Source organism: Sphingobacterium sp. JUb20, assembly GCF_004342035.1.
Taxonomy (GTDB): domain Bacteria; phylum Bacteroidota; class Bacteroidia; order Sphingobacteriales; family Sphingobacteriaceae; genus Sphingobacterium; species Sphingobacterium anhuiense.
Genome location: NZ_SLYV01000001.1, coordinates 470,019 through 493,097, shown reverse-complemented (window position 1 = coordinate 493,097; position 23,079 = coordinate 470,019). Strand labels below are relative to the sequence as shown.

Here is a 23,079-nt window from a genome sequence, read left to right as displayed (position 1 = left end):
AAAAAAGATATGAAGAAAAAAATCATCGTATTTACCGGAGCCGGTATCTCAGCAGAAAGTGGTATAAAGACATTTAGAGATGCCGATGGCTTGTGGGAGGGCCATGATGTCGAGGAAGTTGCTAGTATTGATGGCTGGTACCGTAATCCCAAACTTGTTCAAGATTTTTATAACATGAGGCGACAAGTCGCTATGCAGGCTAAACCGAATGCTGCACATCAAGCTTTAGTTGTTTTGCAGAAATCATTTGATGTACAGATTATTACGCAAAATGTAGATACATTACATGAACGGGCAGGTTCTGATCATGTGCTTCATTTGCATGGAAGATTAGATCAAGCTTGCTCATCGAAAGATAAAAGGTTAATCTATCCAATCGACGGTTACGAGATCAAAATGGGTGACCTATGTGAAAAAGGTTCTCAATTAAGACCTAATATAGTATGGTTCGGTGAGGCAGTTCCAAATATGGAGACCGCCATTTACATGGCACGAGAGGCCGACATAATGATTGTTATCGGGACCTCTTTGGCAGTATATCCAGCTGCTGGTTTGGTCGATGTCATAGCTCCGACCTGCGATTTGTATGTTGTTGATAAACAAATTAACACATCGCGGATACCCAAAAGAGCCAGTACCATAGAAAGTACTGCATCGGAGGCAGTTCCATATCTAGTTGACCAGCTCATAGAGCGATATACTACTTTGTAAGCAATTCATTACGCTAACGTTTTCGTTGTTTGCACAATCGTTTGCATCCTCGATATTCCCTGAGATGATCCGCAAGAAGCATATATTTAAATTTTATAAATCGAATTAATACGTTGTTCTTTCTGACCACACCTCGAGAAAATCAAGGCGTAGTCGTAATAGGTTTAATAAAATTTTATGATCACAAAAAAACTGGGCAAAGCAGCAGCATTTATCGTCTTGCTTACGATTAACTATAGTGTTACGAAAGCACAGCTATCCCTAATTCCAAAACCAGATTTTATACAGATTAGGGACGGGCTGTATTGCTTTCCTTCGTTTAGTAAAATACAGATTGAAGATAAGGAGTTTACCCCTGTAGGTCGATATCTGCAGAAGCAGCTTCTATCAAAATTTGGTTATACAGGACTTATTCATCATGATAAGAAGACGGTTTCAAACATTCGATTTGTTCATAAGGAAAATCTTGAAATTGAAGAATATGAAATTAAGACAGATAGCAATACGTTAATTATTTATGCAAGCTCTCCTGCAGGAGCTACTTATGCAGTAAGCTCGCTTTTGCAGGTATTGAGCTTTGGAAAAAAATCAACATCGGGAATCAGTGTAAATATTTTTGAGATCAAAGATAAACCTGCATATGTATGGCGAGGTTTTATGTTAGATGAATCACGTCACTTCTTTGGAAAAGAAAAAGTGAAATCAATTTTAGATTGGATGGCATTTTATAAGCTCAATAAGTTTCACTGGCACTTAACTGATGAGCCTGCTTGGCGATTAGAAATTCAAAAATATCCACTTCTAACATTGATCGGTGGGATTGGCTCCCAGACTGATCCATATGCTCCCGCGGCCTATTATACGCAGGCAGACATTACAGAGATTGTAGCTTATGCACAAGAAAGGAGCATCGAAGTCATTCCTGAAATCGATATGCCCGGCCATGCCACAGCGGCAAATCGAGCTTATCCCCAATTAAGTGGTGGTGGAAATGATAAACACCCAGATTTTACTTTTCATCCGGCGAAAGATATAACGTATTCTTTTTTAACTCAGGTGTTGCGCGAAACAAAAGCGCTGTTTCCTTCTTCGGTAATACATCTAGGGGGAGATGAAGTATCATTTGGCAGTGAGGCATGGAATTCAGATACCAAAGTGCAGGATTTGAAGCAGAAACATCATCTCAATGATAACAAGGCGGTAGAAAATTACTTCATGCGTCGCATGGCAGATTCGCTAAAAACAATGGATGCCACTTTGCTTGCCTGGGATGAAATGGTAGATGCCGATTTATCAAAAGAGAAAACTATATTCATGTGGTGGCGACATGATAAACCTGAACAGTTAAAAGAAATATTAAAGGCTGGCTATAAAACAATACTGACACCAAGATTACCGCTTTATTTTGATTTTGTACAGGAAGAATCACATAAGTATGGACGAAAATGGGGAAAGCTATACAATCCTTTGGAAAATGTTTATAATTTTTCTCCGGATAATTACGCTTCGTTGACCACCGAGAAAAATCAAATCTTAGGCATTCAGGGTAATTTATGGACAGAAACAGTTATCAATACCAATCGATTGGACTATTTAACTTTTCCACGATTAGCCGCTTTGGCGGAGGTCGGATGGACAAAAAGTTCAAATAAAAATTACGTGCAATTTTCAGAATCATTAAAAAAACATTTGAACTTGTACCGTGAAGCAAATTTATACTACTACGATCCATTTACGAATGCACATCCTGAACCTGTGGTGATAAAAAAGACACAACGTGCTTATATTGATAATCCTGAATAACCAACTAAATATGAATAACTTATTAAAAAAGTCTGTACTTGCTGTGGCATTGTTAGCTACAGTTAATTCAATACAGGCACAATGGACTGGACCTAAAATTAAATCAACAGAAATCAAAGAAATTAAGTATGGACCGTTGTCACCTGCCAATCGGACAGATGAGGCAATGGTTGCATTCCGCAATTATGGATTAGGTCAATTTATACATTGGGGTCTCTATGCAATACCGGGTAATGAATGGGAAGGAGTGAGTGCCCGTGGTGGTGCAGCAGCATCCGAATGGATCCGTTCATGGAGAGGATCATCAGCTCCAAAAGATTGGGTGAATACGTACGACAATCTTTACAAACAATTTAATCCCAAAGATTTTGACGCAAAGCGTTGGGCAAAGCAGGCAAAAGACATGGGAGCAAAGTATGTAATTTTTACGACAAAGCACCACGATGGTTTCGCGATGTGGCCAACCAAATATTCCCCTTATAATATCAGTAAAACACCCTATAAAAAAGATATAGTCAAAGAGGTAGTAGATGCTTATACCGCAGTAGGTATCGATGTTTACCTTTATTTCTCTGTATTAGAATGGAACAATCCAGATTACATGGGTAAAGAACCTAAAACGGAAGAGGAAAAGAAAAAGTTTGATAAATTCTTGAAATATACTAGAAATCAGTTACTGGAGTTGATGACAAATTATCCACAGATGAAAGGATTTTGGTTTGATGGCACTTGGGATCAGTCTTGGATAAAGTCTTATGATTTTACTTATAATCTTGAAAAAGAACTTCGGGAAAAGCACCCTGGTCTTATCATCGGCTCCCGTTTCCGAAATGATGAATTTGGGAAACGTCATTTTGATTCAAATGGTCAGATGTTGGGCGATTATGAACAAGGTTGGGAACGCAAATTGCCGGGAGATATTACTTGGCTAGAGGGACGTGATTGGGATTGTGTGATGACAATTCCACCAAACGGCTGGGGATACATGAAAGATTGGTCGGGTATTTATACCAAAACGACAGACGATATTATCGATATGCTGACCTATTCAGCATCCCTAAGTGGTAATTTTGTTTTAAATTTCGGTCCAGATGGCCAAGGAAATATGCATCCTGAGGAAGATAAAATAGCAAAAGAGCTTGGTGAATGGATGAAAATAAATGGTGAAGCAATTTATGGAGCCAAACATGCTGGGATGACCACTTCTAAACTAGGATACTTCACTAAAAAAGCTGATAACTTATACCTCACAGTTTTCAACAGGCCCGTCAACAATATTGTCCGGATATCTGTGCCCAAAACTGCGACAGAGGTTCCTGTGTCTGCCACGTTATTAGCGAATGGACAAATGTTAGAGGTGCGTCATTCAGATCTTGGTATTGATCTCGATAAAAACACCTATTATGACGTGCTATTGCCCAAAAGTTTCCAGTCGAATCAAGCGTTTGTCATTAAAATGAAAACCGACGCACCTAAAGGAAAAGCAGAGAAACTAATGGATGCTAAGATGTAAAATCTATTATAAACGTCTAAAAAAGCCAAAATTTAATGATTTTGGCTTTTTTTTATTACTTTTAAAAATCAATTAATGCACCGCAAATGTTCAAAATATTAGTTACCATTTTTACTTGTACTGTTTTATTGTCATGCAACAATAACAACAAAAATCAAGGAACAACTTCTCAACAAACAGAAACAGAAAATAGCACAGAAGGAAAAAATCAACAGGTCGTACTGGATTCTACTGAAGCAAAAAGGATATTGGCACTGCCGTTACATTGCCTTGAACAGGAGTATCCAAATAAATTGGGGCAGGTCATCGGATCTGCTAAGGATCTAAAATCACCAAAACAATTACATCCCATTTTTTATGGCTGTTTTGATTGGCATTCATCCGTTCATGGTTATTGGTCCATCGTTAAAATATTGAAAACATTTCCTAATCTCAGTGAAAGTAAGCAGGCGCGACTGATCTTGAACGATAAAATAACTAAAACGAATGTTGATCAGGAAATTGCTTTCTTTCTAGACAGTAATAACACAAGCTTCGAACGCACCTATGGATGGGCGTGGCTCTTGCAGTTACAGGCTGAATTATTGACTTGGAATGATGCTGAAGGGAAACAGTGGGCCACAGCATTGCAACCTTTGGCAGATCTGCTCGTAAAACGCTACGAGGGGTACTTGCCTAAACTCGTTTACCCAATTCGTTCGGGACAGCATGATAACACCGCTTTTGGATTTACCTTATCAATGGATTATGCGAAGGTAACGCAAGATACAGCTTTTCAAAATTTAATTACACAACATGCAAAGCGCCTTTTTATAAACGATAAATCCTGCTCGCTCGCATATGAACCAAGTGGTAGCGACTTTCTTTCTCCTTGCTTAGAAGAGGCATTGTTGATGACAAAAGTTTTAAATGATGACGAATATAAAAAATGGCTAAAAGGCTTTATGCCTGATTTGTTTGTTAAAGAGTTTAAGTTAGAGCCGGGTATTGTTAAAGACCGTACGGATGGTAAGCTTGTTCATTTAGATGGACTGAATTTTAGCCGTGCAACTTGTCTAAATGGCATCGCGACAAAATTACCGGAATTAAATCATTTACATCAACAGGCGAATAACCACCTCACTTACTCGTTGCCAAATATCAGCAATGATGACTATATGGGCTCGCATTGGTTAGGAACTTTTGCATTATATGCTATTACACATCAGTAAGTTTATGATCAAGTTTATTTTTTCGATTATAATCGCATTGAGCATGATCAGTTCATGTAGCCCGATTTCTTTAAATAAGAAGGAGAGTGCTGCCGATGTTGTCGATCAGCATCCTTTACCACCTAAAGGTATGGATGAATTTATGCGCTATATTGGAGATAATTTTCATTATTCTAAGGAGATGATCGATAATCAAATTTCAGGTATAATTGAAATAGCGTTTATTATCGAAAAAGATGGTTCGATTTCCGATTGTACAATTCTAAGAAATCTTGGTTATGGAACTGGTGAAGAAGGTGTACGCGTTTTAAAAAATGCAGGGAAATGGACTCCAGCTTACAAAGACAAGAAAGCTGTTCGTATGGCTTATGTACTTCCAATACGTCTAAATACGAAGAATAATTTTGAAGTGCCGTTGATTAATAAGCCTATCAAAGCAATCTATGATATGCCGTTATCTTGGAAAAAAGAAGAAATAATTGGACTCTTAAATCAGAAAAAAATCGCTGCTCATGATCAAGGCCATACTGTATTTGTGCCCGATTATACATTCAAGAGTTTAAGAGCTAAATTTTTTAGAATAAGCGCTACAGATGAAGAAAAAGTCGATGAGTATGTACTTCTTTATAAATTTTCTAACGATGGAAAAGACGAGATAATCTCTAATTACAATCGTTTTTTGCAAGAAATGATACTTCTTTATGGAGAACCTTCGCTTATAAAATTTAGGAAAATAGATCAGGATACCGATTTGAACCAATTGGAAGCAAATCCTGTTATTTGGAACTGTACAAATGCAGTAATTTCAATAGCATTTGATAAAAATGCAAATGAATTGTTGACGACAATAAAAAATAAAGATTAAGTCAAGCAATGAACAGCCCTGATATTGTCATTTTAACTTAAAATATGACATCTTGTCTCAAATTGACTGTTTGGAATATAGATTGATGTTTAACTGTGAAATCAATTAGCAATTAAATATAAAATATATATGAACACAGAAAAAGGATCTATTTCAATCCACACGGAAAACATTTTTCCTGTCATTAAAAAATTCTTATACTCTGATAATGAGATCTTCTTACGCGAGTTAGTTTCAAACGCGGTAGATGCTTCTCAAAAAATAAAACGCTTAGCTTCATTAGGTCAATACCAGGGTGAAGTGGGTGATTTATTAGTTGATGTAAAACTTGATGAAGCAGCAAAAACGATTACCATTTCGGATAATGGTATCGGTATGACAGCTGACGAGATTAAAAAATACATCAATCAAGTTGCCTTCTCAGGTGCAACTGAATTTATGGAAAAATTCAAAGAAGCAAATGATGCAAATGAAATCATCGGTCGATTTGGATTAGGTTTCTATTCCGCATTCATGGTTGCTGATAACGTTGAAATCGAAACGTTATCTTACCAAGATGGGGCAGAGGCTGCGCATTGGACATGTGATGGTAGTACTTCGTATGAAATTTCTGCAGGTACACGTACGACACGTGGTACTGATATCATTTTACACATTAATGAAGAGTCTTCAGAATTCCTAAGTCAATCGCGTTTACAGGAGATCTTGGACAAATATGCGCGTTTCCTTCCTGTAAATATCCGCTTCGGAACGAAAACAACTTCTGAACCAGATGGCGAAGATGAAGAAGGAAAACCAAAATATAAATCTGTTGAAGTTGATAACATCATCAACAACACAAGCCCAGCTTGGACCAAAGCTCCATCTGAACTGACAGATGCAGACTATTTGGCTTTCTATAAAGAGTTGTATCCATATTCAATGGACGAACCATTATTCTGGATCCATTTAAATGTTGATTATCCATTTAATTTAACCGGAATTTTATACTTCCCGAAAATTAAAAATGAATTAGAAATTCAACGTAATAAAATCAAATTATACTCACGTCAAGTATTCATTACCGACGAAGTAAAAGATATTGTTCCTGAATTTTTAATGTTGTTACATGGTGTAATCGACTCACCGGATATCCCGTTAAACGTTTCAAGAAGCTTCTTGCAGGCAGATAGTAATGTGAAAAAGATCAACAATTATATCACTAAAAAAGTAGCTGATAAGTTGCAGGAAATCTTTAAAACGGATCGTAAAGGTTTTGAAGAAAAATGGAATGATATCGGTCTATTTATCAAATATGGTATGTTGAGCGATGAGAAATTTGCTGAAAAAGCAAATGAATTCTGTTTATTGACCAATACAAATAAAGAGAACTACACAATTAAAGAGTATTACGAAAAAGTAAAAGATATTCAAGTTGATAAAGATGGAAATATCATTTATTTATATACCCATGATGCTGCTCAACAAGATAGCTTTATTGCTACAGCAAAAACAAAAGGCTATGATGTATTGATTTTAGACGGACCTCTGGATACGCATATCACTTCTTATTTGGAACAAAAAGGAGGTGAAAAGGTACAGTTGAAACGTGTAGATGCCGATGTCATCGATAAGTTGATTCAAAAAGATGAGAAGCAAGAATTGTCAATTTCTGAAGAGGAGTCTAAACAAGCCTTATCAATCTTTGAAAAAGCAATCAGCCGTCCTGACATGAAAGTTGAAGTGGATGCCTTATCTGCAGAAGAATTACCAGTATCAGTAACGATCGATGAATTTATGCGTCGTATGAAAGATATGGCCAAAACCAATGGCGGTATGAACTTTTATGGTAACTTACCTGATAACTATAAGGTAACGGTAAATGGTAACCACCCACTGGTGAAACGCATTTTATCAAGTACTGAAGAAGAAGGTGCACAATTGGCAAAACAAGCGTTTGACTTGGCTTTATTATCACGCGGTTTGTTAACAGGTGCTGCATTAACATCATTCGTGAAACGCAGTGTTGAGATGATCTAATAAAAATTAAAAAATAATAGCTTAATCCTCATTACGATACGTTGTAATGAGGATTTTTTGCTTAAAAACATTTGGAGTATATCAAATAAAATTCTACTTTTGTAGCACAAACACGGTAGATGTAGCTCAGTTGGTTAGAGCATCGGTTTGTGGTACCGAGGGTCGTGGGTTCGAGCCCCATCATTTACCCAAAAGGCGAAAGATTTATCTTTCGCCTTTTCTTTTTTTAAACTTTTATGATATTCAAAATCCGATATAAACGATATGTTTGTAAATGTACTCGAGTGGTTTAATTCTTGCATTGCTATACTTAAGGTTATGATTTGAAACTTAGTATTAAGAATGGTTATCTTTATTACGAAAGATTGTAGCCGTTTCTAATAAGTAACTAATTCGACAACCAGCAATTATAAGTGATTAGTATCCGATATTATGAAAGAATTCATTAATAAAAATCCAAAACTGATATTTGTCATACCATTAGGTATTTTTCTGCTTCTTGGAATCCTGCTATTATTTTTCGCCGTGAAATATCCAGAAAATATACCGGTCTATGGATGGATTACCATTATCCTGTTTGTACTTTTGCCAGCGATCTGTATTTATGGTTTTATATTTGGTTTCCACTTATCTGAAAAACAACAGCGATCTAGTGAAGCACATCGGAATATTATCACTTATTCAAAACAAGAAATTTGGATTCATAAGCCCATAGTTGACGGCACCTATAGCATTAATTGGTCTATTATTGACAAGATCGTCTATTTCGATTATCCCGGCGATGATCATGCTTATTATACCTTTTATCTGAACGATTTCCCTGAATTTATTAAAAATGAGAAGCAATGGTGGTTAAATAGACTATTTCCGGTGAATGTAAAGATGAGAAAGTTTACTCTTTATAATGATTGTCAAAATTTTTATGATTTACCGGAGAAGTTAAACGAATATTTAAATGTGGTTACTGATATTGATTTTGCAGATCCGCGTAAAGGAATACTCATATCGAAGAAAGAGATCTATAAATCTGGATATACTGAAACGATTGAACATTGGCAGCCGAGTCGTGATATCAAATGGGAGAAAATTTTATTTCAAAGATCTGACAACAATGCGTAGGAGCGAAGAGCGAAACGTTCGAAATGGTAGATCATTTACTACCCTATAAGATTAACAATAAAGATCGATGAAGGCTTAATAAAATAAAAAAGGAGCTATCCGGTTAAAGATAACTCCTCTAATATAAGGGGAAATGATATTATTTTAATTCAAATTTAGTAGCTAAAAGATCCTGCGAATTTTTACCGATAAATAAGGTGAAATCTCCCGGTTCAGCGACAAACTTGAGATCGTTATTATAGAATTTTAAATCTTCTTCCGAAACAGTAAAAGTTACGACTTTAGATTCTCCAGCTTTTAAGAATACTTTTTGAAAACCTTTTAATTCTTTAACAGGACGTGTAATTGAACCAACCAGATCTTTAATATAAAGTTGAACAACCTCTTCACCGTCATATTTACCCGTATTACGCAACGTCACCGATGCTTGGATGGATTGTCCAGCTTTAAAAGAAGACGTATCCAATTTCAGATCTGAATAATCAAATGTTGTATAACTCAAACCATATCCAAATGGATAAAGCGGGCTATTGATCACATCAATGTAGTTAGATCTAAATTTTTGGAAAGAACCACCTTCTGCTAATGGTCTTCCGGTACTTTTATGTCCATAATAAATAGGTAACTGACCAACATTTCTAGGGAAAGTTGCCGTTAATTTACCTGAAGGGTTAACATCTCCAAATAATACCTCAGCTACAGCAGCTCCAGTTTCAGATCCACCAAACCATGCATTTAAGATAGCAGGAACATGTTCATCTTCCCAAGTTAAAGTCATCGGTCTTCCTGCAAACAAAACTAAGACAACAGGTTTTCCTGTTTTTAATAGCGCTGCTAAAAGACGTTGTTGAATAGCCGGAATACCAATCTCTGTACGGCTAGAACTTTCACCGGACATCTCCGAAGATTCACCTAATGCTGCTACAATCACATCTGCTTGAGCAGCAGTTTGTAACGCTTCAGCAATAATATCCGACTCAGGTCTATTATCTCTAGGGATCGTACGTCCAAACATGGTAGCATGTTCTTGATAAACAGGGTCTTCAAGTAAATTTGAACCTAAATGTGTAACGATCTTCACTTGGTTGCCCAATACCGACTGCATACCCTCAACCAAAGAAGGGGTATTCACTAAGTCAGAGCTTACTGACCATGTGCCCACCATGTTCGCACGTGTATTCGCTAATGGACCTATTACAGCAACTGTACCTTTTTTCTGTAAAGGAAGAAGCTGCTTGTCATTCTTTAACAAGACAAATGATTTAGTAGCCGCATCACGGGCAACTTTAAGATTTGCAGGCGTCAGTAACTCGGTTTTAGCACGATCTTCATTACAGTAACGGTATGGATCCTCAAATAAACCTAATTTATATTTAGCCTCTAATACTAAACGGCATGCGCGGTCTATATCAGGTTGAGAGACTTTCCCTTCTTTTAAAGATTTTTTTAAGGTATTTAAAAAACCTTCAGAAATCATATCCATATCCACGCCTGCTTTTAACGAAAGTGCAGATACTTGTTGTAAATCTCCTAAACCATGATCCATCAGCTCTGCAATACCGGTATAATCTGTAACCACCATACCGTTGAATCCCCATTCCTTGCGAAGAACATCAGTTACTAACCACTTATTAGCTGTTGCCGGGATACCATTGATATCATTGAAAGATGTCATAACTGTACCTGCACCAGCTTCTACAGCCGCTTTGTAAGGAGGGAAGTATTCATTGTACATGCGGTGCAGACTCATATCTGTGGTGTTGTAATCTTTTCCAGACTCCGCTGCACCATACAAAGCCCAGTGCTTCACACAGGCCATCATGGTATTGATTGCTTTTAAGTCATTGCCCTGATAACCTTTAACCATCGCGCTTGCAATCTGTGAGCCTAAGTAAGGGTCTTCTCCGGAACCTTCCGAAATTCTTCCCCAACGGGCATCACGAGAGATATCGACCATAGGAGAGAAGGTCCAGTTGATTCCATCTGCAGTAGCCTCTTGGGCTGCGATACGTGCAGTTTTTTCGATTAGAGGGATATCCCACGTAGCTGAAAGACCTAATGGAATTGGAAAAGTAGTTTTATAACCATGGATGACATCTAGACCGAAGATCATCGGTATTTTAAGTCTTGTTTTGTTGACAGCAAGTTCTTGAGCAGCACGAATTTTTTTAGGTGTAGTCATAGAAAAGATTCCGCCAATTTGACCAGCAGCAATTTTTGCTTCAACTCCAGTACTGGCAGTGGCACCTGTGGTCACCTCGCCTGCAGTAACTAGATTCAGCTGGCCAATTTTTTCGTCAACTGTCATTTTTTTCATCAGTTCTGAAACAAACTTATCCATTTTGGGATCTTGTTTGTGCGCCGGCTGTGTGAATGCCAGAGTCGGAACTAATGCAACAGCGACTAATAGGGAAGTCCATTGTTTCATGTTCTAGTAGTTATTTGTATGTGAATAAAATGCTTATAGATTCGGACCTTTAAAACCTAAGTTCTTCAATCCTGCTTTAACTTCGGGAGCCTGCATAAATAAATTCCAGATCAATCCAGTTCTGTAATTTTCAATCATGACAACAATAGGTCCCTGGTCAATTGCTAGATAACGCTGTGGATACCAGTTTTCTGTTTCTGAAAAAGCATCATAAAATCCATATTTACCAAAAAGCTCTGCACCTTTTTGTTCATAAAAATAGCGCATCGCTTGCAAACTCTCTTTAGGAGCATATGGAATTGATGATAGCGCTGCTGTAGGAGAAATAACACCTTTATCATTATCAGGATGGTGAGCATCGTATCCCTTTACAGAATAGCTCGCGGTCAATCCCCATGAGTTTTCGCCATATCCTTTAAATTGATGAGGATTTTGTTTAGCGTATTCAATGTTAATTTTAGTGTGATTAACGTTCACTTTCCAGTAATCAGCATATTCATCTTGTAAGCCCTTCGGATTTAAACCTAAGTAGGAGTAATGAGACCAGAATAGTGGACCGACAGCATTTTCAGGTGCATTGTGTTTTAGCACCAGTGGAATTCCAAACTTCTCAGCACTGGATACGATTGCACCACTTCTTGCCCAACCTTTATGATAAGTGGAGGCAGGGATTGGATGTGTCGGTGAGCTCGCGCCCAGCACATAGCTGATCAAGCATTCATCATAACCCTGTATCGCATGATTCATACCCCAACCATGTGTTGGACTCCAGTGCCAGTACAGAACATCTTTGCCATTGCGAAAGAAATTCCAATCAATACCTTTCCAAAGTGCGTCTGCTTTTTCAGCGACTTGTTTTTGTTGGTCGTTTCCATTTTGGTAATACTCACGTAGACAGATTAAGGCCTGGGCCATAAAAGCAGTTTCTACGATATCGGCAGCATCATCCTGATTTCCAAAAACCTTCGATTTTCCAGTAGGGCCATCGATCCAGTGTGACCATGCGCCATGGTAACGATCGGCTTTTGCCAGAAAATCGACAATGCGATCAAACCTTTTAGTCGCTTCTTCAGCAGAGATAAAACCACGTTCGGCAGCTACGATTGTAGCCATTATACCAAATCCGGATCCGCCGACAGTGACAACATTAAAATCATTCAACGGATATTGACCATCGATATGGATTCTTTCCCTTGCCATTCCCGAATTAGGTTCTGCACCTTCCCAGAAATAGTTGAAGGTTTGCTTCTGTACCAAAGTCATTAAAGAATCATCAGAAATACTGGTCTTTTGCAAGGTCTGAGGTGTTTTACACGCAGTAATGCTTGTGCCAATTAAGATTAAGCCTAAGATAAGCTTGGGATTAAATTTTAATTTCATAGTAGAGTAAGTAGAGCGATGGATATTAAAGAACTGGGACTTAGTGCTAATAAGTCCCAGTTTCGATGTTTTATTAAGATGTTGGCTTAAAAACCAGGATTTTGCACCATATCTGGTGTTTGTGTTAATTGTTCATATGGAATTGGGAACAAATAGTTTTTGTCGGTGAATGTTTTTCCATCCGCTTTCATAGCTTCAGAGGCTTGTTTCGTACGAACTAGATCAAACCAACGATCGTGCTCAAAAGCTAATTCTAGACGGCGTTCCTTCCAGATTGCTTTGCGTAAGTCCGCTTGATTGATCGCTGTGGTATTAGGCAATTTAACCCGAGTACGAATGGTATTAAGAGCAGCTGTCGCTTCTCCGGTGTTGCCCATTTCATTAGCTGCTTCTGCTAAGATCAAATATACCTCGCCTAAACGTAAATAGCGTACATTTTTATCCCCATCAGCCGCACCTGCATTTGCCGATGAGTATGCTTTCTCATTGTACATTGGATTTTCAACTCCTGTTCCAACAACACGGCCATCCCACAAAGTTTCTCCACGGAAGATAATGGTCGCGTCGCGACGGATATTATCTTTTTCCGCATTAAATGCGTTTAACAAATTCTCAGATGGTGTGTTGAATCCCCAGCCCCAGCCGGTAACACCACGTGCACCCTGTACTTCAGAATATTGTTGAACACCATGTGCAATCGCTTCTCCACGCGCCTGGAATTCAAAGATCGACTCGGTACCATTCTCAGAACTTGCGCGCCAAAGAACTTCGTACTTCGATTCCAAACCATATTGACCGGAGTTAATCACTTCTTTCGCTAACGTGTAGGCCTCATTCCAATTTTGATTGTATAAATATACTTTTGATAATAAAGCTTGCGCGGCGCCTTTGGTAGCACGACCCAGATCTTTAGATTCATAAGCAGATTTTAAAGGCAAAGCGTCTATAGCCTCTCTTAGATCTTTAATGATATAAGCATAAACATCAGCTTTAGGCGCACGAATTATTAAATCCTGCTCTTGGATAGGGACATCACCCCAGCCACGCACTAAATAAAAATAATTTAAGGCGCGTAAAAACTTAGCTTCACCGATTAATCTATTTTTATAAGTTGCATCTTCTATCGTTGATGATTGAGTCACTTCAATAGATTGCGTGGCACGTCCGATTGATTTATACCAATGTGACCATAATGCTCCAAAGGAACCGGATGAACTTGTATACTCTAATCTGTCGATTTCTTGTTTGTCACCTCCTGGATCGGTTGGAGAAGAGCCTTTGTCGGCATTATCAGAAAGCATATCCGTAATCGCAACATAAGAAAAGGAGTAATTCCAGTCTGTAAACATACCGTAGATTGCATTCACATAACCCTCCGGTGTGAACGCTTGTTCCTTATCAGCTTCTTCTACAATTTCTTGAGAAGGAACATCTAAAAATGCTGAATCTTTACAGGCAGACATGCTCAAACCTGCTGTTAAAATTAAGGCTATATGTAATTTGTTAAATTTCATGATTTTTAATTTTTAAAAGTTAGAATGAAACATTGACTCCGAAAATAAAATTACGTGTTGTTGGATAAGCCGAAAGCTCAATTCCCGCAGTTTCCGAAGGAACACCAGAATTTGCACCTGTTATTTCAGGAGAGAAACCTGTATATTTTGTGAAAATAAAAGGGTTCTGTGCTGTTACGTACATTCTAATTTTAGAAGTTGAATTGTATAATTTTGGAATGGTATAACCTAATGTTAAGTTATTGATTCTAAAATAGGCTCCTGACTCTAAATAGTAACTGGAAGCTAAGGCATCATGAGCTGCTCCAGGATGTGTATTAGACGTTCCTGCGCCAGTCCAGCGGTTATCAAAAGTTTCTTTAGTTACGTTCTCACCACCATTAACACGGGTACCTTTTAGACCATTGTAAATTTTATTTCCTGCAACCCCATAACCTTGAGCTGTGAAATCCCATTTTTTATAGTTGACACTTAGATTTAAACCAAATGTCGAAGAAGGAAGATATGATCCGTGGAATGTTTTATCTTTTGCGTCGATAACACCATCTTCATTTTGATCTTTGTATTTTAGGTACCCAGGTTTTGCTCCGGTTGTTGCAGCGCCATCTGCAATTTCAGCTTCGTTTTGCCACACCCCAACTGCTTCGTACATGTACCAAGCATAAATAGGTTGATTAGCTTTTAACTGTTTTGTAAGCTGACCATTATTTAAACTTCCTCCCTCAGTACCATCATAGGCAGGTTTAACATCCTTTAAAGTATTTTTGTTGTAAGAATAGTTACCACCAATACTATAGGATAGGTTTTCATTAATTTGATCGGTCCAATTTAAACCAATCTCCACCCCTTGATTTGATACTTTTCCGCCATGATCAAAATATTTTTGAGAAAATGGCGAATTCAATAAAGGTTTTACTTCTAAAATAGCATTAGTGTTGGTCTTATTATAATAATCCACATTACCACTTAAACGGTTATTTAATAAGGTGAAATCAACTCCTAATCCTGATTCTTCAGTTACTTCCCATCTTAAATTTCTCGCTGGACTTCCATATGCTGCTCCAAAAACAAGATCTTGGTTCGGGCCAAAGACATAATTGTAATTATCGGATCCTGGCGATGATAATATCTGAGAAACGTTCAAAGGGATGTTTTGGTTACCTAGTCTACCCCAGTTTGCCCTTACTTTTAAGAAATCGATGCCTGAGCCTTGCATAAAGCTCTCATTGGATACGGTCCAACCCGCTCCAAAGGAAGGAAAGATGTCAAAATATTCGCCAGATGCTTTAAATTTACTAGATCCATCACGACGTACAGTAGCAGTTAAATAGTATTTTGAGTCGTAATTATACTGTGCACGAGCAAAATAAGAAATTAATGCAGTAGGTGTGTAAGAAGTTTGTCTAATTTGCTTCTCTTTGTTTTTTGCTAAGTCAATATTCCAGTATTGTGATTGAGTAGGAACATCATATCCGGTCAAATCAGACATATTTCCGATATCGACTTTCTCTCTTGAATTTCCTAATGTTGCATCTATATTATGCTTACCGAAACTTTTTTGGTAAGAAACAAAATTTTCCCATACCCATCTGAATGTTTCTGTTTTAGCAATATTTAAGCTATTATTTGCATAGGTCAATGAATTCGGGTTTTGTGCTTTTAATCTTTCAAATTCTGCAGCAGTATTGAGAGGATCTGTATTTAAGTAGCGATCCTTGATATCATTAAAACCTCTATTTTGTGAAAAGTATTTTGTTACGCCCAAGCGAGAGGTGAATTTTAAGTCGCTGGTGATCTGGTATTCTGCTTGAAGTCCACCTTGGATGCTCAGATTCTTGTTATACTGCTGTTGCATTTTGTTCTCGTAAACAGGATTGCCCACATCATTTAACCTTCCTCCCTGCTGACCTGCAGCCAGAATATATGTAGCCTCTCCGGTTGTTTTATTGTATATAGGTCTTCCGTAGCGTCCGTTTTCATACATAACAGGAACTAAGGGTGACTGACGGTAGGCCGCATCAAAAGCACTTAGCGGTTTATTACGGTCGTTAGCAAAAGAGATGTTTAAAGTCTGACTAAGTTTTAATTTATTATCAAAGAATTTGTAGGTATTATTATTACGGATCGTGTTACGTACATATTGAGAGCCTTCCGTAATTCCTTTTTCCGTAAAGTTGTTATAACTAAAGAAATAATCTACTGCATCTGAACCTCCAGATAAGCTAACGACGTTATTGGTCACTATACCAGTCTGTAAAAGTTCGTCGTACCAATTGGTATTGTTTTTTTGATTTAATGCTAAAGGAGATCCATTTTTTTCAACTACTGCTAAGTTTTCATTGTAATGGGTCACATATTCATTCGCATCAGCCATTTTAACACGGTTTAGAATGCCTTTGGCACCTACATAACCATCATACGTAATCTGAGCACGTCCTGCTTTCCCCTTTTTAGTTGTCACTAAGATCACACCATTTGCGGCACGCAGACCATAAATAGAAGCCGATGAAGCATCTTTTAGGACATCGATAGAAACGATATCTGCTGAGTTGATATTGGTGATATTTTCGACTGGAAATCCATCAACAATATACAATGGATTACGACCACCTGAAGCTGTTCCTAGACCGCGGATAATCACTGTTGGAGCAGAACCCGGAGCTTCATTAGCAATGATGTTAACACCAGATATCTTGCCCTGTACAGATTGAACAGCATTCAATGCCGGTTGTTTTACAATGTCACTTGAAGTAACACGGCCTATAGAACCAGTTAGATCGACTTTCTTAGCTGTACCATAACCAATAACCACGATTTCATCTAAAGCCGTATTTTGTTCTTCTAGATTGACTTGTACATTGTTCTGTTGACCAATTACAACTTCTTTTCCATCATAACCGATATAGCGGAAAATTAAAACCTGATTGGGGTCTGCTGTAATTTTAAATTCTCCATTCGCGTCAGATTGCGTAGCAACGCTAGTTCCTTTAACCGCAATGGTTACTCCTGAAAGTACAGCGTTTGAAGATTTAGCTGTAATTTTTCCAGTAATCACTTTTCCACTCTGTGCATAAACTGACACATTGAATTGGCAAAATGCTGGGAGTAATAGTAATGTAAATAACTTCCTCATAGGTGTGACTTTTGTGTTATTTTAATTTATCAATTCCAATTAATCTGAATGTTTGTTAACAAAATTTAACCCTTTCATTAAATTTTGATACAGCAAAGATGTGATGTAGTATGCGAAATGTATAATTTAACACTTATACATTAATACATCACCATTTGAGCTAAACGTAAAAATTCAATTTAAAGAAATAACTTTGCTGATAGTCAGATTATTAAAGTAAGTGATATATTACTTTATTTAATACTAAGTGTTTAAAGCACACTATAGCGCGTGAGAGGTAATGATGTAGTGTTTTAGTGTGTTTTAATAACAAAATGATCTCATGTCGTAGATAGGGTTCCACGATTAAGGGCATTTTTCTAACTAATATTCATTAAAAAATCAGTTAAATTCTGTTCAGTTGTTATATTCAATTTTTTACGTAATCGGTAACGTCTAATCTCGACACCACGTGTCGTTATATTTAATAAGCTGGCAATTTCTTTACTGCTCATGTTCAACCTCAGATAGGCACAGAGTTTTAAATCATTGGGCATTAATTCGGGAAATTGATGCTTTAACTTTTTAAAGAAATTCTCATGAGTTTCATTAAAACTCTGCTCAAACAGATGCCAGTCCATATTATCTTCATAAGCATTTTTAAGGATCTTGGCCACTTTTTGTAATTGCTCAGGTTGCAGTTTATTTCCATTTTCATCCTTCAACTGTAATAATTCGTGATTCAGTGCATTTAATAATTCATTCTTTTGCACAATATTCATCGTAGCATTAGTCAGTTCCTTATTCTTATTATATAATTCCTGTTCCAGTTGCTTATTTTTAATTTCGATCAAGTGTTGCTGTGCTCGGATTGCTTCCTGCTTTAAAAGTTCCTCTTGTTTAAGCAAATAAGCCTTTTTTACCTGTTTCTCATGTTTAATTAGCTTTTTGTTGTACCATTTACGGACTTCTTTTATTGCTAAAACCAGTAATATTAAATACCCTAAATAAGCATACCAGGTTCTATACCATGGAGGTAGGATTTCGATTTCAACTTTTGTTTCCTTAGTGATAAAACCGTTTGGCAGTTTTGCACGAATTGTAAATATATACTGACCAACTGCCAGATTCGTAAACTCCTTGTAGGGTAATTTAGACCAATCAGACCATTCCTCCTGCGTGTTTGTTAATTTAAATTGATATTGAACAGCAGTTTCAGTGTAATAAGGTAGCGCATAAGATACTTGTATACTGTTGTTTTTGTATTTTATCTCAACTATTTCTTTATCATTATTAAAATCTATACTGTCCGTTGAGAAAAGAGATCTAATATTCCTGATGAGGGGAGCCGGCACATCAGTGGGTTTAAAATTATCCCTTCCCAAATTGAGCAAAGAGAAGCCATTATCGATACTGATCAGGTATTGATTAGGATTGAGAGCCGAGATATTTTCATAATATTTCATCATATTATCTTCTAGAGAAGCTAATTTGATGGAATCAACCCGAATTTGCCCTCCTTGTAATAAATCGACTAAAGCAATTCTGGTTTTATTAATAAACCAATAGCTATTATTTCCTGCTGGTATGATCTTATTTGCTTTGGAGAATGTGCCCAATTTGTTGTTTAATTGATGATAGGGCGTGAATTTATCAATAAGCTCATCATAAACATATAGCCCACTATCAGTCGTAAAAACATTGATGGCGGCCAATTTGTAAACACCTAAATAACCCGATTTGGGTAAACCATTTTTTTGGGCATAGGGTTTAATCTGTTTAATAACACTAAAATCATCTGAAAATTTAAGTAGATTCAGTTCATTGTAACCTGCCGCCCAAACCGAATTTTTACTTTGTGTTTCTAATAATTGTACGCCAGATCTGAAATTAGGATATTGCGTCTGATAAGTTAATGCATTAGGTAAACTATTAAATAGGGACACACCTGTATAATTTCCCTGTAGTACATATGGTGCATGAGGGGAAAGCAGTTTGATAACCCAACCACCTGTTTTTGGTGATAGTAAGGACATCGCTGTACCTTGAATTTGAAAGGTACCTGTATTATGTCCACATACCAATACGTTATTGATTACTTCTAGATTCCATACTTGGCCCTGAGAGCCATGGATCATCTTAAAGTCTATAGACTGATATTTTTTGTTCGGATTCCATGAAGTATAAAATAGACCTTGGTTAGTCCCTAAATAAAGATATCCTTGGTAAATTTTTGCAGAATAGATGGTACCAAGTTTTCCTGAGTTATCCGAATAATAGTAGAGATCAGCATTAATCGCAATGCGGTCAATACCATTGTCCAGACCAGACCATATATTTGACTGTTTATCTACTGTTAAACTAAGAACGGTATTATTTTGCAAACCAACACTTTTATTAATATGCTGAACAAAAGATCCATTTTCATCAAGAATGTAGATACCGTTTAAGATCGTTCCGAATACGTAATAATGGTTGAGTAGCTTGATCCCATTGTTGATCTGTACATTTTTTAATTCTTCATTGATGTCATTTTTCCAGGGCGTTATTTCTCCAGATTTGCTCATTAAAAATAATCCGCCTTTAGCTGTTCCAATTAAGAATGACGCTGCATCAAAAGGAAGAATACTTAAAATGTTATGTCCCTTTAACTGCTCTTTACCCGAAACAGGAATGAGCTTATTATTTTTTAGTTCATGAAGTCCACTCGGTATTTTTTCTACGAAAATTCTCTTATTGGCTTGAAATGCAAATAGAAAAGGCTCTCCATCTTCAGTAATAGTTTTGATCTTGTCATTTTCATAAATATAGATCGTAGAGAAAGATTGGAAGATAATCCGTTGGTCTTGAATGATTATTTTCCAGATCTCATCATTAAGATCTTTAAGTAAGCGCTTACTTATGGAATGGTAGGTTAAACGAGCATTATTATTTTTCAGCCAATAGCCAAATTCTGATTGGCCTCCCGTATAGATTTTCCCATCTGGATGTACCTGTGCAACACGGACGATACCTTTATTAGGATGAGGATAGAGATTCCAGTATGCGCCATCATACTCTAATAAACCATCAGAATTAGCGGCGTAAATCAGACCATTCTGATCGACACTCAAGCCCCAGTTTTGATTGCCGGCTTTGTAAGTAGATTTTGTAAATTGCTGTACCCAAGGGCTAGCGAGATATTGAATATCATTGGCCTTGCTTTCACCAAAGAAGATCCCGAAGATTATAAAAAAAAGAAAAAATATTTTAAATAAAAATTTCATGCACAAAATTATGTTTGCCTTAGCAATAATTCTACCATGCTAAAAAGACGAAAGTGTCTCTGAGCGTATTTATGTAATAGAAATTGAAAGAATTATTCCCTAGACAAATTTAACAATAAATTTAGCTGTATGAGTCATTATAAAGTATTAAGATGTCTATTCAGCAATTCCTTAAGGATCTAAGCACACCGTTTTCGAAACTTTTAGCTACTCATGATCGTGTTTAAAAATAATTAATAAAAATTTAACATAAATTTTGTTTAGTTTTAATGAACAAAGTTTAGTTTTGTTAAACATATAGAAATGTGAGATCGTATTTGAAGGAAGATTGTTGTGTAACAGGGCTCATGTAAGTTCATACATAACTGTATGGAAGGAAATTAAAGGCTATAATCGACTTGTTTTTAGATTAGAACCTTTTCTAAAAGGTTTGTTTTACATCCTCTTGACAGTATAGCGCCTGTAAATACTGAGAATAAGGAATACGGACATGCTTTGAGGACAAAGGTGGAAATTAATTATCATTGAGTTTTAAATGTAGCCGAAATAGGCATAAAGGCCTCATACAGCCTATATAGATTGATTAAAATAAATAATAGCATAATAACACAATAGAAAGATATGGAAAGTAAAATTAAGATGGTCGTATTTGATATGGCGGGAACAACTGTTAATGAAGATAACATCGTTTATAAAACACTTAGAAATGCAATCAATAGCGTTGGTGGTTTTGATCTTAGTTTAGAAGAAGTTTTAGAACATGGTGCAGGTAAAGAAAAATTGGAAGCTATAAAAACTATCTTGAAAAATAGTTTAGATTTAGAAAATGATCAATTGGCAACAGAGATTTTTCAATTGTTTCTTGTGCAGCTTAAAAGTGCTTATGAAGTGGAAACCATTTATCCATGTAATAATGCGGCAGCACTTTTCATAAAGTTAAAAGATATGGGTATTTTAAGAGTACTTAATACTGGGTATGATCGATTGACAGCAGAATCATTATTGAAAAAACTGAATTGGGAAGTAGGTAAAGACATTGATCTTCTCATTACTGCTTCGGATGTTGAACATAATCGACCAGAACCAGATATGATTCAATTAGCAATGGCGAAGATGGGTATTACCGATGCTTCAACAGTTGCAAAAATTGGCGATTCAACGATTGACATTCAAGAAGGACAAAATGCAGGCTGTGGATTGAGCATAGGTATCACCACAGGAGCACATACCGCTGTACAATTGGCTACTGCCAATCCGGATCAGGTTATTAGTGATCTGTTGGATATCCTATCTGTAATTGAAAACTATAGTAAGAACAGTACCGCAGTATCATAAAAAAACTGATGCTGTGATTTTTAGAAATGAAGATCACAGCATCTTTATTCATAACGAAGGTTTATGTTAATGATTATGCAGTCTTTAATATGCCTGATTAACGTTTGATCCTTAAAAAGGCAAGAAGCAGAAGTATTTTGAATATTTGTAAATTAAAGCATCTGATTTGTAATTACACTTCTTTAACATCATTAGCAAAACCTTTAATAAGAGCCTTCCATTGCGGATAAGATGCCCCCAAAACCGCACCAAGTCCTACCATAAAGTTTCGGACATTATCGATGATATGCGTATTTTCGGTATTTAAAACCTCATTTCGTCCAGCATACTGAAACAATAAACTGTTATTTCTTTGCTCAACAATCAAAGTCGAAGTCGCTATTCCCTCAAAAAAATGTGCTGTTTCTTTATTTTCAGGATCAGTAGGATCTGGACATGGCTTTAGACTAACTGATAGGATTTTAAATTCGGCCATTTCCTTAGATTCCATATGCACAACGTTAACCCAGTCATAACCTTTTGTTCGGGGTAATCCAGGTCCTGGAATATCAATTTTGATATAATCGTGTAACTGAAGTGGACGATGCAATTCGATACCATTGTTGTCAACAAGCTTAAATACCGCCGCAGGAAGTTCTGCAATTTTGTGCCATTCATTGACCGCCAATAGGTTGTAGGATGCTATAATAAAAGCCTCGCTGGCAATTTCAGTGCTTGTAAACTCAACTGTTTCAAAACAGTCAAGTTTATTGCCTTCTTTCTGGGTTGGAATAATATTCTTCATCTTTTTAATAGAATAACAA

14 protein-coding genes and 1 tRNA gene are annotated in these 23,079 nt (G+C 36.8%); 9 read left to right on the top strand and 6 right to left on the bottom strand.

What is annotated here, in order from left to right; translation table 11 throughout:
• Positions 1-9: 9 nt before the first annotated feature.
• The 8 genes from EDF66_RS02230 (at position 10) to EDF66_RS02195 (ending at position 9,241) form a co-directional block, all read left to right on the top strand.
• Entirely contained in the window at positions 10-711 is a 702-nt protein-coding gene (locus tag EDF66_RS02230; protein WP_132840246.1) for an SIR2 family NAD-dependent protein deacylase, read from the top strand.
• Positions 712-888: 177 nt separating this feature from the next.
• Positions 889-2,514, top strand: coding sequence for a beta-N-acetylhexosaminidase (locus EDF66_RS02225; RefSeq protein WP_132840244.1), 1,626 nt, complete (start codon positions 889-891; stop codon positions 2,512-2,514).
• A gap of 10 nt (positions 2,515-2,524) precedes the next feature.
• On the top strand, positions 2,525-4,027 hold the full coding sequence (locus tag EDF66_RS02220) for an alpha-L-fucosidase (RefSeq protein WP_132840243.1): 1,503 nt from the start codon (positions 2,525-2,527) through the stop codon (positions 4,025-4,027).
• Between the two features lie 86 nt (positions 4,028-4,113).
• Positions 4,114-5,238: a DUF2891 domain-containing protein gene (locus EDF66_RS02215; protein WP_132840241.1), complete on the top strand. Its 1,125-nt coding sequence runs from the start codon at positions 4,114-4,116 to the stop codon at positions 5,236-5,238.
• 4 nt (positions 5,239-5,242) lie between these two features.
• Positions 5,243-6,103, top strand: coding sequence for an energy transducer TonB (locus tag EDF66_RS02210; RefSeq protein ID WP_165902335.1), 861 nt, complete (start codon positions 5,243-5,245; stop codon positions 6,101-6,103).
• 129 nt (positions 6,104-6,232) lie between these two features.
• The gene (gene htpG, locus EDF66_RS02205; RefSeq protein ID WP_132840238.1) at positions 6,233-8,122 is read left to right on the top strand and encodes a molecular chaperone HtpG; all 1,890 of its coding nucleotides are present in this window, start codon (positions 6,233-6,235) and stop codon (positions 8,120-8,122) included.
• Between the two features lie 115 nt (positions 8,123-8,237).
• Positions 8,238-8,311, top strand: a tRNA-His gene (locus EDF66_RS02200).
• Positions 8,312-8,554: 243 nt separating this feature from the next.
• A complete protein-coding gene (locus tag EDF66_RS02195; protein ID WP_132840237.1) occupies positions 8,555-9,241 on the top strand; it encodes a hypothetical protein in 687 nt (228 codons plus the stop codon).
• A gap of 139 nt (positions 9,242-9,380) precedes the next feature.
• On the opposite strand, the gene bglX is transcribed toward EDF66_RS02195, so the two are convergent.
• From bglX to EDF66_RS02170, 5 genes are all read right to left on the bottom strand, one after another.
• Positions 9,381-11,669, bottom strand: a complete 2,289-nt coding sequence (bglX, locus tag EDF66_RS02190; RefSeq protein ID WP_132767773.1) for a beta-glucosidase BglX — start codon at positions 11,667-11,669, stop codon at positions 9,381-9,383.
• A gap of 33 nt (positions 11,670-11,702) precedes the next feature.
• Positions 11,703-13,049 carry a glucoamylase family protein gene (locus tag EDF66_RS02185; protein WP_021188400.1) on the bottom strand — a complete coding sequence of 449 codons (1,347 nt, stop codon included), beginning with the start codon at positions 13,047-13,049 and terminating at the stop codon, positions 11,703-11,705.
• An 86-nt stretch (positions 13,050-13,135) separates the two neighbouring features.
• Positions 13,136-14,563 (bottom strand): RagB/SusD family nutrient uptake outer membrane protein, encoded by a 1,428-nt coding sequence (locus EDF66_RS02180; RefSeq protein ID WP_021188399.1) that lies wholly within the window; start codon positions 14,561-14,563, stop codon positions 13,136-13,138.
• Between the two features lie 19 nt (positions 14,564-14,582).
• Entirely contained in the window at positions 14,583-17,696 is a 3,114-nt protein-coding gene (locus EDF66_RS02175; protein ID WP_132767777.1) for a SusC/RagA family TonB-linked outer membrane protein, read from the bottom strand.
• 359 nt (positions 17,697-18,055) lie between these two features.
• Positions 18,056-20,941, bottom strand: a complete 2,886-nt coding sequence (locus EDF66_RS02170; protein WP_132840235.1) for a transcriptional regulator — start codon at positions 20,939-20,941, stop codon at positions 18,056-18,058.
• A gap of 621 nt (positions 20,942-21,562) precedes the next feature.
• On the opposite strand from EDF66_RS02170, the gene EDF66_RS02165 reads away from it, so the two are divergent.
• Positions 21,563-22,276, top strand: coding sequence for an HAD family hydrolase (locus tag EDF66_RS02165; RefSeq protein WP_132840233.1), 714 nt, complete (start codon positions 21,563-21,565; stop codon positions 22,274-22,276).
• A gap of 172 nt (positions 22,277-22,448) precedes the next feature.
• On the opposite strand, the gene EDF66_RS02160 is transcribed toward EDF66_RS02165, so the two are convergent.
• Positions 22,449-23,060: a hypothetical protein gene (locus EDF66_RS02160; RefSeq protein WP_132840231.1), complete on the bottom strand. Its 612-nt coding sequence runs from the start codon at positions 23,058-23,060 to the stop codon at positions 22,449-22,451.
• Positions 23,061-23,079 lie beyond the last annotated feature (19 nt).

Coding starts and splice junctions, on each gene's coding strand:
- EDF66_RS02230 (WP_132840246.1), top strand. CDS start 10: ATGAAGAAAAAAATCATCGTATTTACCGGAGCCGGTATCTCAGCAGAA.
- EDF66_RS02225 (WP_132840244.1), top strand. CDS start 889: ATGATCACAAAAAAACTGGGCAAAGCAGCAGCATTTATCGTCTTGCTT.
- EDF66_RS02220 (WP_132840243.1), top strand. CDS start 2,525: ATGAATAACTTATTAAAAAAGTCTGTACTTGCTGTGGCATTGTTAGCT.
- EDF66_RS02215 (WP_132840241.1), top strand. CDS start 4,114: ATGTTCAAAATATTAGTTACCATTTTTACTTGTACTGTTTTATTGTCA.
- EDF66_RS02210 (WP_165902335.1), top strand. CDS start 5,243: ATGATCAAGTTTATTTTTTCGATTATAATCGCATTGAGCATGATCAGT.
- htpG (WP_132840238.1), top strand. CDS start 6,233: ATGAACACAGAAAAAGGATCTATTTCAATCCACACGGAAAACATTTTT.
- EDF66_RS02195 (WP_132840237.1), top strand. CDS start 8,555: ATGAAAGAATTCATTAATAAAAATCCAAAACTGATATTTGTCATACCA.
- bglX (WP_132767773.1), bottom strand. CDS start 11,669: ATGAAACAATGGACTTCCCTATTAGTCGCTGTTGCATTAGTTCCGACT.
- EDF66_RS02185 (WP_021188400.1), bottom strand. CDS start 13,049: ATGAAATTAAAATTTAATCCCAAGCTTATCTTAGGCTTAATCTTAATT.
- EDF66_RS02180 (WP_021188399.1), bottom strand. CDS start 14,563: ATGAAATTTAACAAATTACATATAGCCTTAATTTTAACAGCAGGTTTG.
- EDF66_RS02175 (WP_132767777.1), bottom strand. CDS start 17,696: ATGAGGAAGTTATTTACATTACTATTACTCCCAGCATTTTGCCAATTC.
- EDF66_RS02170 (WP_132840235.1), bottom strand. CDS start 20,941: ATGAAATTTTTATTTAAAATATTTTTTCTTTTTTTTATAATCTTCGGG.
- EDF66_RS02165 (WP_132840233.1), top strand. CDS start 21,563: ATGGAAAGTAAAATTAAGATGGTCGTATTTGATATGGCGGGAACAACT.
- EDF66_RS02160 (WP_132840231.1), bottom strand. CDS start 23,060: ATGAAGAATATTATTCCAACCCAGAAAGAAGGCAATAAACTTGACTGT.